The 15,230-nt window shown below is 53.7% G+C and carries 14 protein-coding genes; 8 read left to right on the forward strand and 6 right to left on the reverse strand.

Features of this window, described 5'->3' with window-relative positions; genetic code table 11:
- The 3 genes from purB to asnS all read left to right on the forward strand — a co-directional run.
- Positions 1-1,335: adenylosuccinate lyase (gene purB / locus PORUE0001_RS01975; RefSeq protein ID WP_039865309.1), on the forward strand; the 1,335-nt coding region annotated here is incomplete at its 5' end.
- Between the two features lie 172 nt (positions 1,336-1,507).
- Complete coding sequence (locus tag PORUE0001_RS01980; RefSeq protein WP_007364792.1) at positions 1,508-2,926, forward strand: pseudouridine synthase; 1,419 nt, start codon at positions 1,508-1,510, stop codon at positions 2,924-2,926.
- A 28-nt stretch (positions 2,927-2,954) separates the two neighbouring features.
- Complete coding sequence (gene asnS, locus PORUE0001_RS01985) at positions 2,955-4,370, forward strand: asparagine--tRNA ligase (protein ID WP_007364796.1); 1,416 nt, start codon at positions 2,955-2,957, stop codon at positions 4,368-4,370.
- Positions 4,371-4,452: 82 nt separating this feature from the next.
- On the opposite strand, the gene PORUE0001_RS01990 is transcribed toward asnS, so the two are convergent.
- The 6 genes from PORUE0001_RS01990 to PORUE0001_RS02015 all read right to left on the reverse strand — a co-directional run bounded on the left by PORUE0001_RS01990 (position 4,453) and on the right by PORUE0001_RS02015 (position 10,555).
- Positions 4,453-5,766 (reverse strand): serine dehydratase subunit alpha family protein, encoded by a 1,314-nt coding sequence (locus tag PORUE0001_RS01990; RefSeq protein WP_007364826.1) that lies wholly within the window; start codon positions 5,764-5,766, stop codon positions 4,453-4,455.
- 23 nt (positions 5,767-5,789) lie between these two features.
- Positions 5,790-6,329 carry an FHA domain-containing protein gene (locus PORUE0001_RS01995; protein ID WP_007364832.1) on the reverse strand — a complete coding sequence of 180 codons (540 nt, stop codon included), beginning with the start codon at positions 6,327-6,329 and terminating at the stop codon, positions 5,790-5,792.
- Between the two features lie 488 nt (positions 6,330-6,817).
- Entirely contained in the window at positions 6,818-7,990 is a 1,173-nt protein-coding gene (locus PORUE0001_RS02000) for a cytochrome d ubiquinol oxidase subunit II (RefSeq protein ID WP_007364829.1), read from the reverse strand.
- A gap of 28 nt (positions 7,991-8,018) precedes the next feature.
- On the reverse strand, positions 8,019-9,650 hold the full coding sequence (locus PORUE0001_RS02005; protein WP_007364825.1) for a cytochrome ubiquinol oxidase subunit I: 1,632 nt from the start codon (positions 9,648-9,650) through the stop codon (positions 8,019-8,021).
- Positions 9,651-9,667: 17 nt separating this feature from the next.
- Positions 9,668-9,943, reverse strand: coding sequence for a DUF4492 domain-containing protein (locus PORUE0001_RS02010; RefSeq protein WP_232501393.1), 276 nt, complete (start codon positions 9,941-9,943; stop codon positions 9,668-9,670).
- Between the two features lie 102 nt (positions 9,944-10,045).
- A complete protein-coding gene (locus PORUE0001_RS02015; protein WP_007364805.1) occupies positions 10,046-10,555 on the reverse strand; it encodes an arginine repressor ArgR in 510 nt (169 codons plus the stop codon).
- Between the two features lie 246 nt (positions 10,556-10,801).
- Here PORUE0001_RS02015 and PORUE0001_RS02020 point away from each other — a divergent pair, with 246 nt between their 5' ends.
- From PORUE0001_RS02020 to PORUE0001_RS02040, 5 genes are all read left to right on the forward strand, one after another.
- The gene (locus PORUE0001_RS02020) at positions 10,802-11,740 is read left to right on the forward strand and encodes a ribose-phosphate pyrophosphokinase (RefSeq protein ID WP_007364809.1); all 939 of its coding nucleotides are present in this window, start codon (positions 10,802-10,804) and stop codon (positions 11,738-11,740) included.
- A 145-nt stretch (positions 11,741-11,885) separates the two neighbouring features.
- The gene (locus PORUE0001_RS02025) at positions 11,886-12,701 is read left to right on the forward strand and encodes an outer membrane protein assembly factor BamD (RefSeq protein ID WP_007364818.1); all 816 of its coding nucleotides are present in this window, start codon (positions 11,886-11,888) and stop codon (positions 12,699-12,701) included.
- A gap of 58 nt (positions 12,702-12,759) precedes the next feature.
- Positions 12,760-13,095, forward strand: a complete 336-nt coding sequence (locus PORUE0001_RS02030) for a DNA-directed RNA polymerase subunit omega (RefSeq protein ID WP_007364811.1) — start codon at positions 12,760-12,762, stop codon at positions 13,093-13,095.
- Positions 13,096-13,127: 32 nt separating this feature from the next.
- Positions 13,128-13,589 carry a DUF4293 domain-containing protein gene (locus tag PORUE0001_RS02035; RefSeq protein ID WP_007364812.1) on the forward strand — a complete coding sequence of 154 codons (462 nt, stop codon included), beginning with the start codon at positions 13,128-13,130 and terminating at the stop codon, positions 13,587-13,589.
- Positions 13,590-13,653: 64 nt separating this feature from the next.
- Complete coding sequence (locus tag PORUE0001_RS02040; protein ID WP_007364790.1) at positions 13,654-15,156, forward strand: IMP dehydrogenase; 1,503 nt, start codon at positions 13,654-13,656, stop codon at positions 15,154-15,156.
- Positions 15,157-15,230: the final 74 nt, after the last annotated feature.

Consider the following 15,230-nt stretch of genomic DNA (forward strand, 5'->3'; position numbering starts at 1 on the left):
TGTCCGCTCTTCAAGCAATCTCTCCCCCTAGATGGCCGCTATGCGAGCAAGACGGCTCCCCTAGCTGCTTACAGTTCCGAGTCTGCGCTCATCCGCTATCGTGTACGCATCGAGGTGGAGTACCTCATAGCACTCACCCAAGCGATACCCGCACTGAGCAAAGCCATCACGGAGCCTAAGCAACAGGCTCTACGACAGCTCTACAAGGAGTGGTCCACGGAGGCTGCGCAGGAGGTCAAGGATATAGAGGCTACGACCAATCACGATGTCAAGGCTGTCGAGTACTACATCAAGCGTCACCTTCCTCAGCTGGGACTAGAGGAGATAGAGGAGTATGTCCACTTCGGACTAACTTCGCAAGATGTCAACAATACCGCCTTCCCGCTCATGCTTCGTGAGGCGCTGCACGAGGTTTACCTACCTACCCTTCAGCAGCTCATCGAGCAACTTCGTCAGCTCGCCAATGAATGGCACGATGTCGCTATGCTGGCTCGTACGCATGGTCAGCCTGCTAGCCCGACGCGTCTAGGCAAAGAGATCATGGTCTTCGTCTATCGCTTGGAGCAGCAGACGAAAGCTTTGGAGCAGGTACCCATCACGGGCAAGTTTGGCGGAGCCACGGGCAACTTCAATGCGCATCATGTCGCCTATCCAGCGATTGACTGGGTTGCTTTTGGCAACAGCTTCCTCACATCATTAGGTCTGGAGCGTGAGCAGTACACGACGCAGATCTCCAACTACGACAATCTCGCTGCTCTCTTTGAGGCGATGGCGCGTATCAACACAATCCTCATCGATCTCGCTCGAGACTTCTGGAACTACATCTCAATGGGTTACTTCGGGCAGAAGATCAAGGCGGGAGAAGTTGGCTCTAGTGCCATGCCTCACAAGGTCAATCCCATTGACTTTGAGAATGCCGAGGGCAATCTCGGACTAGCTAATGCGGTGGCTCTGCATCTAGCCTCCAAGCTCCCTATCTCTCGTCTGCAACGTGACCTAACCGACTCGACGGTGATCCGCAATCAGCTCGTCCCGATGGGCTACACGATGATCGCTTTCAGCAGTCTCTCCAAGGGACTCGGCAAGCTGGTTATTCACCCCGAGCGCATCGCTCATGACCTCGACTGCAACTGGGCCGTCGTCGCCGAGGCTATTCAGACGATCCTCCGTCGTGAGGGTTACCCGCACCCCTACGAGACGCTCAAGGCTCTGACCCGTACGGGCGAGGAGATAAGCCAAGAGACGATCGCACACTTCATCGATACGCTTGAAGTTGCCGAGGAGGTCAAGGCGGAGCTCCGTCAGATCACCCCGCACAACTACGTGGGGCTCTAGTCTGCCAATAAATTAGTACCTTTGTCTCAGCTCAATCAGCTAGTAAGATCCACCGTTCGTGAGATCCGAAGGAGAGCTTGCTGACACTGTTTTGACCAGCGACAGAGACCCATTAGATACAGAACATACTACGCAACAGTCCGAACTTGTTGTGTAGTCATTAAATAGCTTCATGTCTATAGACAGCAATCCTACATCAGAGGCACAGCACAAGACAAGCACCTCTGCTGATTCATCTGCCGAGGTGCCATCGTCCGCATCTACTGGCAAGCGAAGACGTCAACGCATAGCGCGACCCGCTTCCAGCGAATCCTTGATTCGTGTCAAGGTTAGTGGCGAGGCTGGAGCCACGGTGACACATCGTAACATAGATGCTTCCGAGATGGTCAAGCCTCGCGACATCAATGCTGAGAAAGCTTTGGAGCGCAGATTTGACTTCGACGAGCAACATCTAGGAGGACGGAGTCTTCACAAAGTGACGACATCCGTATCTTTAGTAGGTGATGGCAATCAGGATGACCCTGTCATATACCCATTCGCTAAGCAGAGAGGCAAGGGCAAGCGTCCTACAGCTCATAGCGGAGAGGCTCGCACCTCATCGCCACGTCGTAAGAGAGAAGCCTCGGCTGACTCAACCGACCGCAAGAGCAAGCGCTCCTCGGCTCCTCGCAAGAGCGCTGGTCAGCGTACTAACAAGCAGCGCAAGGACGAGTCTAAGCCTCGCACACCTAAGGCACCCGTCGAGCCAGTGCGCTACACCTCTCCTCTAGTTGAGGCGGGCGAACCGATACGACTCAACAAGTTCCTCTCCAACTCTGGACTATGCTCGCGTCGTACGGCAGACCAGTACATCGCTGCTGGACGTGTCAAGGTCAACGGGGCCGTCGTCTCCGAGCTTGGATCACAGGTACTACCGACCGACCAGGTTATGGTCGATGACAAGCCAGTCACCCTAGAGGCAAAGGTCTACGTACTACTCAACAAGCCGAAGAATTGCGTCACCACGCTCACCGATCCCGAGGGTCGGCGTACCGTCATGGATCTCGTGCACAATGCCTGCACCGAGCGCATATACCCCATCGGTCGACTAGATCGCAACACGACTGGCATCCTCCTCTTGACCAATGATGGTGACCTAGCGGTGCGCCTGATGCACCCCGCCTTTCGCAAGAAGAAGATCTACGAGGTAGCCCTCGACAAGGAGGTCACCGTAGAGCATATGCAGATGATTGCTCACGGCTTCGAGCTAGAGGATGGCGAGATCCACGCCGATGCCATCAGTTATATCACTGGACAGACCCACGACAAGGTCGGTATAGAGATTCACTCGGGTCGTAACCGCATCGTGCGCCGCATCTTCGAGCATCTAGGCTATCGCGTCGTGCATCTAGACCGTGTCTACTACGCAGGCCTCACCAAGAAAGATCTACCACGAGGACGCTGGCGCTACCTAACTCCCGAGGAGGTGCGCTACCTCCGCATGGGTATCAAAGAGCAGGAGGACAATGGCGTAGCCCCCACCACCAAAGTTTATCACAAGCACCAAGAGACACCAGACCATCCCTTCTCATCCGAAGAGATAGAAGACTAAATAGGTATAAACCATATCAGCAGATACTATGAATAACTCACTACCACGCACTACTATCAAGGAGCTCCCCCAGCTTGCTCAGCGTCAGCTCCCCCAGCCCGTCTGTGTCAAGGGTTGGGTACGTACCAAGCGAGGCAACAAAGCTGTCTGCTTCGTTGCGCTCAACGATGGCTCAACCATACACAGCATACAGATCGTCATTGACAAGACCCAGACCGACCCCAAGCTCATCGAGCAGATCACCACAGGCGCCGCTATCGGAGTCGTCGGCACGCTCGTCGCTTCTCAAGGTCAAGGGCAAGAGTACGAGATACAGGCTAGCGAAATAACCATCTACGGCACCTCTGATCCCGTCCGCTATCCACTGCAAAAGAAGGGGCACACGCTAGAGTTCCTTCGTGAGATCGCTCACTTGCGTCCACGTACCAACACCTTCGCAGCAGTCCTCCGCATCCGCCACAATATGGCTTATGCGATCCACACCTTCTTTCACGAGCGTGGCTACTTTTACCTCCACACCCCGATCATCACCTCAAGCGATGCCGAGGGTGCTGGGCAAATGTTTACCGTCACCACGCTAGACATGAACAAGCTCCCCCTCGCTAAAGATGGGAGCGTGGACTACAGCAAAGACTTCTTTGGCAAGCATACCTCACTGACCGTATCGGGACAGCTAGAGGGCGAGCTAGGAGCCATGGCGCTAGGAGGTATCTACACCTTTGGTCCTACCTTTAGAGCTGAGAACTCTAATACTCCACGGCACCTCGCAGAGTTTTGGATGGTCGAGCCCGAGGTCGCCTTTATGGATAATGAGGGCAACCAAGACCTCGCCGAGGCGTTCACCAAGCATTGTCTCCAGTGGGCTCTTGATCACTGCATGGACGACCTTGAGTTCCTCGCCGAGCACTACGATAAGGAGCTCATCGAGCGCATCCGCTTCGTCGTAGAGCGTCCATTCGTACGTACCACCTATACCGAGGGTGTCGCCATCCTCGAGGAGGCCGTCCGTAACGGCAAGAAGTTCGAGTTCCCCGTCTACTGGGGAGCCGACCTCGCCAGCGAGCACGAGCGCTACCTCGTCGAGCAGCACTACAATGCGCCCGTCATTATGACCGACTACCCGAAGGAGATCAAGGCCTTCTATATGAAGCAAAACGAAGATGGCAAGACCGTCCGCGGTATGGACGTCCTCTTCCCGCACATCGGTGAAATCATCGGAGGTAGCGAGCGTGAGACCGACATAGACAAGCTCACGGCACGTGCCCAGGAGGTCGGCATCAAGGACAAGGATCTGTGGTGGTACCTCGACACCCGTCGCTATGGGTCAGCACCACATGCGGGCTTCGGACTAGGCTTCGAGAGACTCCTACTCTTCGTCACAGGCATGACCAATATCCGTGACGTAATCCCCTTCCCCCGCACACCAAACAACGCTAACTTCTAGTTCTAGCAAAGCATAGCAAACGTAAAGGCTGTAGTACCGAGAGCGGTGCTACAGCCTTTTTCGTTTGTCAGGCGAAAGCCTCTTAGTGGTTCTTGGAGGTCATGATGTTGAGCACGAGACGATCCGTCTCATTCATACCCACACGGCCTATGCTGGTTAGGTTGTCTATCGTCTGATCCACATCATCATCCACGATGCCCTCGCTACCCGTGACCACCTTCTGCTCCATCGCTAGCAGAGCGGAGAACATAGCCGTGCTCACACCGCTCGACACCTTCAGGCTACAGCTCGGCTTAGCCCCGTCGCAGAGGAGCCCCGTGATATTGCCCACCATATTCTTCACTGCATAGCTCACCTGCTGCTTATTACCTCCGAGCAGATAGGTCAATCCACAAGCAGCGCCCGTCGAGGCAACGACACAACCGCACAGAGCCGAGAGGCGACCCAGCTTCTGCTTGATATAGATCACCATCAGATTGCTCAGCATCAGAGCGCGGACAGTCTCCTCGTGACTCTTCTGCTGCTCCTTGGCAAAGGTCAGCACAGGCATCGTCGCCGTGATACCCTGGTTACCACTGCCCGAATTGCTCATCACCGTCACTGGGGCCCCGTCCATGCGGGCATCGCAGGCGGCACTCGTCGCCGAGATGATCTGCGTCAAGGTCGAGTTTCCCAGATACTTCCGCCCTAAGTCACTCTGTACCATACGCCCCACAGCGTGACCGTAGTTAGACTTCATCGAGAGGCGACTAGCCTCTGCATTGACCTCCGCATCAGCTAGGATAAACTCTATCTCCTCCAGCGGAGCAGTCGTAGCGAAGTCATAGACGAGCGAAAAGTTGAGCGTAAGCTCCTCCTCGTCCTCCACGTCCTCCTGCTGCCCTATCGGATGATCCTCTAGCACTTGGGTTCCCTTGGCAAGATAAGTCAGATGGTCATGCTTGCCACTGATGATAGCGGTAGCGGTCTCCCCGCTAGTCGTCTGTATCGTCACCTCAGCGTAGAGCTTGTCTACAGGCTCAGGCTTCGTACCGATAGTAATGACCTTAGCCTCGACCAACTGCTTAGCCTCAGCCAGTTGTTCAGGCGTAAAGCTGTCTAGGAGCGTGAGCCCTTTGTCAGGCTGTGCGATGACGATGCCTAGCGCTATAGCTATCGGCAATCCAATCATACCCGTCCCTGGTATGCCCACCCCGAGAGCATTCTTGAGCACGTTGGGGCTTAGCAATACCGAGACGCTCTCTGGCGTAAAGTCGCCTAGCGTAGCACTAGCGTAAGCAGTGCAGAGCGATACGGCAACAGGCTCGGTACAGCCCGTAGCGGGGAGCACCTCTTGGTGGACGAGCGAGATAATCTCTTGACGTAGAGCGGGAGTAAGTGTGTTTGTCGTCTTCATAAGAAGGAATAAGTTTGGAGGGATTATGGATTTGTCTCTTCGTAGTCAGTCCGTGTCACATAGATCAGGGAGGTCGCTCCGAGCGTGATCACATCGCCCGACTGTAGCTCGCGAAAGGTATCTGGCAGGTACTCAACACCCGCCACGAAGGTCCCCGTCATACTGTCCAAATCCTGTATGATCGCCTGGCCATCTGGCTCTATCGTGATCTGACAATGGTTGCGTCCCAAGCTCGGATCGCTACTATGTATGGGGACAGTCACCGAGGTGCCACGTCCATTGTAGCTGCCTATCGTGTTGCACCCCTCATAGAGCGGGAGCAGAGCAGCGTAGGCAAAGTCGTTGGCAATCAACTGTAAGTAAGCCCGCACGGGCTCCCCCTCGGGCGCAAAGTCAGCGTAGCGCGCCTTGAGATGCTCTAGCGTAGTACCCCTAAGGCGAAAGCGTAGGCTCTCGGAGCATGTTGGGCAGAGCATAGCAACCTTGCCACGGCAGTCGGCATTAGCTAGAATCGTCTCTTCGGAGATCTTAGTCGTACAGTGAGGACAGAGGATATAGTTCACGGAAATGTGTGCGAAAGTTCGTTCTTGCCCACAAATTTACCACAAATATACCAACTAAGCTCGCGTCGCTCGGAGCCACCCGCAGTTTCTTCCCCATGAAACTGTAGTTTCTTCCGTATGAAACTGGAGTTTCTTCCGTATGAAACTGGAGTTTCTTCCGTATGAAACTGGAGTTTCTCCTAGGTGGAACTAAAGTTTCATCCTCATGCACTGACAGTTAGTCCAAAGTGCAACATTCAGAAGTCTCACGAGTAACGGCTGTAGGGACGCACGGTCGTGCGTCCGTCCCCGTTAAAACCCTGACGCCGTAACCTTTGACACAACGGACGCACAGATCGTGCGTCCCTACAAAGGGCTACACGTCTCGCTGTACTACAACGTAAGATTTGCACAAAGAGAGGGGGCGACACCTAGACTCCTTCGTCTCAGTGTCGCCCCCTGTGTGAGGTTTGTGTGCGGCCCCTACTTAGCGGGGGCAGCCACAGTGACTAGTACTTGATCTCCTCGTCTTGACCCATCTCGTGACGTGTGATCTTCTTGCGGTCTATCGCACGCCAAGCGTAGACGATGTAGGCGAGGACAAACGGGATCAGTAGCGAGACGATGCTCATAGCCTTGAGAGTATAAGGACTGGAGCTACTGTTTTGTAGCGTCAGCGAGCTATTGAGATCAGCTATCGAGGGGTAGTAAGCCGTGTTGTTGTACCCGAGGATGAGGAGCAGACCTAGGACAGCGAGGACGACACCGACACCTTCGAGCCAGATACCCTTGCGGAAGCCTTTCTTGACCAGTGTGAGGATCACGCCCGCTAGGACAAGTACCACACCCACGAGGAAGACAATGAGAATCACTGGCATAGCGAGGAAGTTGTGCAGATACTTGTACTGCACTAGGCTCACGGCTCCCGTGCTGGGGTCTACATCGTATCCCTTGGTCACCATGAGGAAGACCACATAAGCGACGAAGAGGACGACGAAGATAGCAGCATTGGGGAGCAAGCTCTTGCGAGCACGCTCGTAGGCGACCTCATCCTCGATATTGTTGATGAAGTATAGGAGCGCTGTAGTACGTGCGAGGAAGAGCAGCGTCACACCGAGTACCACATTCCAGGGGTTGAAGATAGCCTCCAGCCCGTGTAGCTGTAGCCCCGTGAGGGGGTCGGGCTGCCAGACGGAGATGGTCTGCATCGAGGACGAGAGGTCGTAGATAGCGCTCTTGTCCACTACGAAGTTACCGCCCGTGAAGAGCGTCGAGACCGCAGCGCCTAGTAGCACCGGAGCCAAGACACCATTGATGAAGAGGAAGGTCTGGAAGGTCTTCTTGCCCCATATGTTGCCATGCTTAGACTGATACTCATACGAGACCGCCTGGATGACAAAGGTCAAGCAGATCAAGATCCATACCCAGTAAGCTCCACCGAAGCTGGTTGAATAGAAGAGCGGGAAGGAGGCAAAGAAGGCACCTCCGAAGGTAACTAGAGTCGTGAGGGTAAACTCCCATTTACGACCCGTTGAATTGACGATCATACGCTGCAGAGGCTCGTCACGACGAGCTGCAAAGATGAAGGTCTGTCCGCCCTGCACGAAGAGCAGGAAGACAAGCAGGGCACCCAGCAGTGAGACTAGGAACCACCAGTATTGCTGTAGAAATGCGTAGTCCATTATGATAGTGTGTCTATGGGGTTAGTGATTACTTACTCTCACGCTTGCTAAAGAGCTGCTCTACATCATTCAGATGAGACTCAGGGCCATGCTTGATCGCCTTGACCATGATGCTCACCTCTGCGATGAGGAGGATCGTAAAGAGTACGGCAAAGATGAAGAACGTGGTCATCACGTTTTCGGGAGCCAGCTTAGAGACAGCCGCATTCAGCGGGAGCATATCCTGGATAGCCCATGGCTGACGACCCATCTCGGCGACGACCCATCCAGCCTGACTGGCGATCCACGCTAGCGGGATACAGATGACCGTGATGATATGTAGCCAGCGATAGCGAGCGTACTCCTCGTAGCTCTTCTTACGTTGCAGGATCCAGATGAGGAGGAAGAGCAGGATAAAGAGGAAGCCTAGCCCCACCATGATGCGGAAGGCGTAGTACATGAGCGGTACGTTCGGCACTAGATCCGCCTTGTCCTGAACATAACCATAGCCAAAGTGGTCAAAGTTCTCCTGTATGATCGCATTCTGACGATCCATCTCGGCAGCGTCCCCAGCCTTCTGCGCCTCGCCATAAGCAGCGAGCGCCTCGATAGCTATCTTGCCACGACGCATACGCTCATCAGCAGAGAGCGCTTGGTTGCCATCCTTGTCGTAGTAACCGCCCTCAAGGATATTGTTGATACCAGGCACGTAGCCATTGGTAGAGCGAGTGCCCAGCCATGAGAGCATGTAGGGCATCTTGATATTGAAGATGAATGGATCTTGGTTTGCCTCGGCCTGTGGTGTGAGCTTGTCGCAGTCTAGCAGACCGATAGCGCTAAGGCCTAGTCCCTTGCCGTCAGCAGTCTTGCCGTCGGGGGTGCTTTCGCCAGCATCATAGAGAGCCTCCATAGCAGCGAGCTTCATAGGCTGGCGCTGAGCCACGTTGTAGCCAGAGGTATCACCCGTGAAGGCGGTGAGTAGCGCAGCAATTAGTCCGAAGGGAGCGATGATACGACTATTGGCCAGTGCAAACTCCTTGTGCTTACCACGAAGGATATAGATAGCGCAGACACCTAGCGCAAAGACAGAGCCGAGCGTCCAGGAGGAGATAGTCGTATGCCAGAACTTATTGACCGCTGAGCTAGAGAATGCCACGGCCCAGAAGTCAGCCATCTCGCTACGTACGGTAGCGGGGTTGAAGGACATGCCGACAGGGTCTTGCATCCAAGCGTTGGCGACTAGGATCCATACGGCCGAGATGGTCGCACCGATGACGGTTAGCCAGGTAGAGGCTAGGTGAAAGCCTCGGCTCACCTTGTTCCACCCGAAGAACATGACGGCGATGAAGGTCGCCTCCATAAAGAAAGCTAAGATACCCTCGATGGCGAGTGGAGCTCCGAAGATGTCACCCACGAGCCAGCTGTAGTTGGACCAGTTGGTACCGAACTCAAACTCGAGGATAAGTCCCGTAGCGACACCGATGGCAAAGTTGATACCGAAGAGCTTTTGCCAAAACATCGCCCACTTCTTCCACTCGGGGCGATTGGTCCTATAGTACTTAGTCTCAGCTATCGACATGATCACACCCAGTCCGAGCGTGAGTGGCACGAAGAGCCAGTGATAGCATGCGGTCAGAGCAAATTGCAGTCTAGACCAGAGGAGTAAAGCGTCTACATTCATTATGCTATATAGTTAAGTTAGTGATTACTATGATGGAGCGTGTCGACGACTGGTGCCGTCAGCTGATCCTGCACATACTCTATCTGCGCCTTCTTATCTCCCTGCTCTGCGATGACACGCGGGAAGAAGATAGGACGCAAGATGGCAAACATGATCAGGAGCTTGATGGCTACGATAATCCACAGCATACGACTCGTGCGACTCTGGCTACGTAGCCCGTCACGATAGAGGTCGTAAAACCAGCGAAGCCCCCAGTGGGTCTTGCCCTTTGTACCTGTAGATTCTGTATTCATATTCATCGGCACTAGCTGATATTCGCGACAAATGTAGTGTTTCTAGATTAAAGAAGAAGTCTTTTGGCGGAATATGTCACGAGAATGACCGATTTTGTCAAATCACGACCGCCGTCTCCCCCCTATCGCAAGGATAGACTCGGGGATAATGCGATGCAACCAGTCAATCACCTCGGCATCGGTCGCCTCCTCAGCAAGGGCTACTATAATAGTGTCGTAGCCCGCCACGCTACCGAGCGAGAGCGATGACGAGGAGCTGTCCAGGACGGTCGCTATAGACTGGGCAAAGCCGGGCTCCGTGCGAATGACCAGCATCTGCCCCGAGAGCGCATACGAACGGAAGCCGACCGTCGGGGAGATGAGCCCCGTGGGTTGGGTCGTGACAGCGTCAGCCTGTGGCATCAAGGGGAGCTGATAGCATGACTTGAAGGAGCCTGGACGCACCCCTTTGGTCGCACCCAGCTCAGCGAGATAGGTCGAGAGCGTCCCCTGTGTGATGGAGATATTGCGACCTCGCAGTAACTCAAGGAGCATCGCTTGATCTGTCACTTCGTGGGTCCTGAGCAGATCGGCGATGACACCGAGACGCTGACTCTTCGTTTGCTTACTCATATTATAATAGGCTGACTCTTCGTTTGCTTACATAAGGTGTCACCTAGAGGCGTGTGCTACTAGCTCATACGACACCCATCGATGGTGCAAATATACTCTTTTTTATCTCGTTGCTGGTGAGTTCTCCCCAAGGCTTCGGGGAGATCGGAGCAGACGAGCAGCCCTGAACCGAAGAATCGCTGTAACCCCCGTTTATTATTAAAGTCGTACCTTTGTGGCACTGATTGTCTCTATACTGATAATGCAATGAACGAACTACCCTACTTAGTATTTGCTGGCTCAGCCTCTCAGAACCTCGCTGAGAAGATCTGTGACTCACTGGGCTGCCCCCTGGGCAAAATGCGTACAGAGCACTTTGCCGATGGTGAATTTGCCGTATTCTACGAAGAGAGCATCCGTGGCAAGGATATCTTCCTCGTACAGTCGACCTACCCTAATGCCGATAACATCATGGAGCTCCTACTCATGATCGATGCGGCCAAGCGTGCCTCGGCTCACTACATCACAGCCGTCATACCCTACTTCGGATGGGCTAGACAGGACCGCAAGGACAAGCCTCGTGTCTCTATCGGTGCTAAGCTTATCGCAGACCTCCTCTCTGTAGCTGGCATCACACGCTTGATCACGATGGATCTGCATGCTGATCAGATACAAGGCTTCTTCAACGTACCGGTAGACCACCTATACGGCTCTACCGTCTTCACTGAGTATATCGAGCACAACATACCCGTGGAGAACCTCTGCATCGCTACTCCTGACGTGGGTGGTACGAAGCGTGCTAATAGCTATGCTCGCCACTTTGGGGTACCTATGGTAATCTGCCACAAGCGTCGCGCTAAGGCAAACGAGGTGGCCGAGATGACGATCATCGGTGACGTAGCGGGCAAGGACGTAATCCTCGTGGACGATATCGTCGACACCGCTGGCACGATGACCAAGGCTGCTGACCTGATGCTGGAGCATGGTGCGAAGTCTGTCAGAGCCTTTGCGACACATGCCGTCATGAGCGACCCCGCCACGAAGCGCATCGACCAGTCTGGTCTGACGGAGATGATCTTCACCGACTCAATACCTTACTCTAAGAAGAGCGAGAAGGTACGCATCATCAGCGTCGCCGAGCTCTTTGCCGAGTCTATCCGCCGAGTCTGTAGCCACGAGTCTATTAGCTCGCTCTACACCTTCTAGACGCACTCTATCTATAACAAGATACCCTAGCCTACTCACGGACGAGCGGGCTAGGGTATCTTCACATTTTCTATGTCGGGCGGGACAAACGGTCTCGTTCTAATCTCTTTTTTCGTACCTTTGCGTGCAACTGTAGGTATTTAGTATGACTAGACAAACGCTCCTCCGCATCTTGGTACTCAGCTGCTGGCTCCTATGCACTAGTAGCTGCGCTGAGTATATGCGTATACAGAAATCCAAGGACCCCACGCTCCGATACTCCTATGCCAAGAAGTACTACAACGAGGGGAAGTATAGCCGTGTAGCAGAGCTAATGGTTGACGTCCTACCTCACTACGAGGGTACGCAGGAGGGTGCTCAGGCGCTCTACATCATGGCCGACGCGCTCTTACAGAACAAGCAAGAGTCTAGTGCCGCTGAGTACTTTCGTAGACTATACAGCAAGTACCCACAGGACGCACGAGCCGCAGAGGCTCGCTACAAGACTGGGCTAGCGCTCTACCGCATAGCTCCCGACCCACGTCTGGATCAGTCTATCACCTACAGCGCGCTCAAGGAGCTACAAGGCTTCCTGGAGGCTTATCCTCAGAGTGAGCACCGCAAGGAGGTAGAGCAGATGCTCTTTGACCTTCAGGACAACCTAGCTAAGAAGGAACTGATCACAGCTGACCTATACTACAATCTCGGCACCTATATAGGTAACAACTATATCTCTGCCATCATCACGGCTCGCAATGCGCTCAAGGCTTATCCCTACACGAAGCATCGTGAGGATCTACTCTTTATCATCGTGGAGGCGTCCTACCAGCAAGCGATCAACAGTGTGGAGAGCAAGAAGCAAGGACGACTACGCGAGGTCATCGACGCATACTATAACTACGAAAACGCTTTCCCAAATGGAAAGCACCTCAAGCGGGCTAAGACTCTACGCGATCGTGCTCAGCGTATGATCGTGAGCTAGACAATCTAAGACGCTCGTCCTAAATACATCTCATACTAAGACCCCCGAACTTCGCATTATGACAACAAACAATAAGAAGCAGCCTGTACCACAGTCCACTATCACACGTTCACTCCCTGAGCTCTGGGAGCAGACAGGCAATATCTACGAGACCGTACGTATCATATCCAAGCGCGCTAACCAAATATCGGTAGAGATGCGCGACGAGATACGGGAGAAGATACAAGAGGTGACCAACTATCAGGACGCTCTTGACGAGACACCTACTGAAAATAGCGAGCAGATCGAAATCTCTAAGTACTACGAGCAGCTCCCCAAGCCAACGCTTGTAGCTACCACCGAGTTTCTCAATGGCGAGGTCTACTTCCGTCTCCCCGAAGAGTCACAAGACTAAGCAAAGCAAACCCACACAACCGTACGCTTACTATGTGGCAGCGCATTCAGACTCTATACCTATTCATCAGTGGGGTGACATCAACCCTACTGCTACTCGTCACACTCTTCACGGTGAACCCTTCTGGTCAGGAGGTGCTCTACACAGCAAACTTCACGGGACTCATCGTCAGTGGCTGGACTAGTATTAAGTACTTTAACCTAGTCACCTTCGTACTGACCTCTCTAGTGACGATACTTTCTTTTGCAACCATATTCCTCTACAAGTGGCGCAAGCTACAGATACGTCTGACGATCATCGGTCTCCTCCTGATGGTGGCGGCTATCGTAGCCTTTGCCTATATGCTCTGGCAACAGGCTGATCTCCTGCAGGCGACTACTAAGATGCAGGGCTGGATCGTACTGCCTGTCATCAGTCTACTGTGCCTATATATGGCTATGCGTAACATCATCAAGGACGACATCCTCGTACGTGCCTCCAATAGACTACGCTAGGACAGACTTCCGCAGACGCTAAGAGCATCCCTCCATTCACCCACCACTACTCATTCGCTTTCCTATGGCAATCATCTTCCCTGACACGTCGCACACCTTTGGCGAATACCTACTCATCCCTGGCCTGACAACGCCCGAGTGCACTGTAGACAAGATCTCTCTACGCACTCCGCTGGCTAAGTATAGCCCCGCAAAGGAAGAGTCGCGCATCAATCTCAATATACCCTTCGTATCTGCTATCATGCAGAGCGTCAGCAACGACACGATGGCTATAGCCCTCGCACGCAACGGAGGTCTATCCTTCATCTTCGGGTCACAACCGATCGAGGAGGAGGCTGAGATGGTCGCTCGTGTCAAGAAGTTTAAGGCGGGCTTCGTACGGAGCGATGCCAACGTCAGTCCGAAGGACACACTTGCGGACGTACTGGCCATCACACAGAACACGGGACACTCCACTATCGGCGTAACGGATGATGGCACCCCTGATGGAGTGCTCTGCGGTATCGTCACGAGTAGAGACTACCGCCTATCGACCGACTCGATGGATCGCAAGGTGGCTGACTTCATGACTCCCTTCGAGCGCCTTACGACAGGACGCAAGGGGATCTCGCTAAGCGAGGCAAACGATATAATTTGGTCTCACAAGCTGAATGCACTCCCTATCATTGACGAGGATCGACGTCTCTGCTACTTCGTCTTCCGTAAGGACTACGATAGCCATAAGGAGAACCCGCTAGAGTTACAGAACCCACACAACAAAACGCTCATGGTCGGTGCTGGTATCAACACACGCGACTACAAGGAGCGCGTGCCTGCACTGGTAGAGGCTGGGGCGGATGTACTCTGTATTGACTCGTCTGATGGCTTCTCTGTCTGGCAGAAAGAGACCATCACTTGGATACGAGAGCAGTATGGAGACCGCGTCATCGTAGGTGCAGGCAATGTGGTTGACCAAGATGGCTTCCGCTATCTCGTAGAGGCTGGCGCAGACTTTATTAAGGTCGGTATCGGAGGCGGTTCGATCTGTATCACTCGTGAGCAGAAAGGTATCGGACGTGGTCAGGCCACCGCAGTTATTGACGTTGCCAAGGCGCGTGACGACTACTATCGTGAGACAGGCATCTACGTGCCTATCTGTAGCGATGGCGGTATCGTGCATGACTACCATATGACGCTGGCTCTGGCTATGGGTGCCGACTTCCTCATGATGGGACGTTACTTCGCACGCTTCGATGAGTCACCTACGGAGAAGCTGCGTATCGGCAATAACATTGTCAAGGAGTATTGGGGCGAGGGCTCCAACCGTGCGCACAACTGGCAGCGCTATGATGGCGGAGGTGTAGCGACGGTGATGAAGTTTGAGGAAGGTGTGGACAGTTATGTCCCCTATGCTGGACCGATGAAGGACACGCTAGACCAAACGCTCAGCAAGATCAAAGCTACGATGAGTAGCTGTGGCACGGTGGACCTGAAGACTCTCCGTGAAAATGCTAAGCTAACGCTCGTCTCCTCGACCTCTATCATCGAGGGAGGCGCACACGATGTCATTCGCAAGGATCGCACCTAATGCGCAGGCTCTTTGATCAGCAGAGCGTAAGTTCTCTGACCAATAGATAGTTTCGCCTCGCCGAAGTATCCTCT

It is taken from the genome of Porphyromonas uenonis 60-3 (assembly GCF_000174775.1).
Classification (GTDB): domain Bacteria; phylum Bacteroidota; class Bacteroidia; order Bacteroidales; family Porphyromonadaceae; genus Porphyromonas; species Porphyromonas uenonis_A.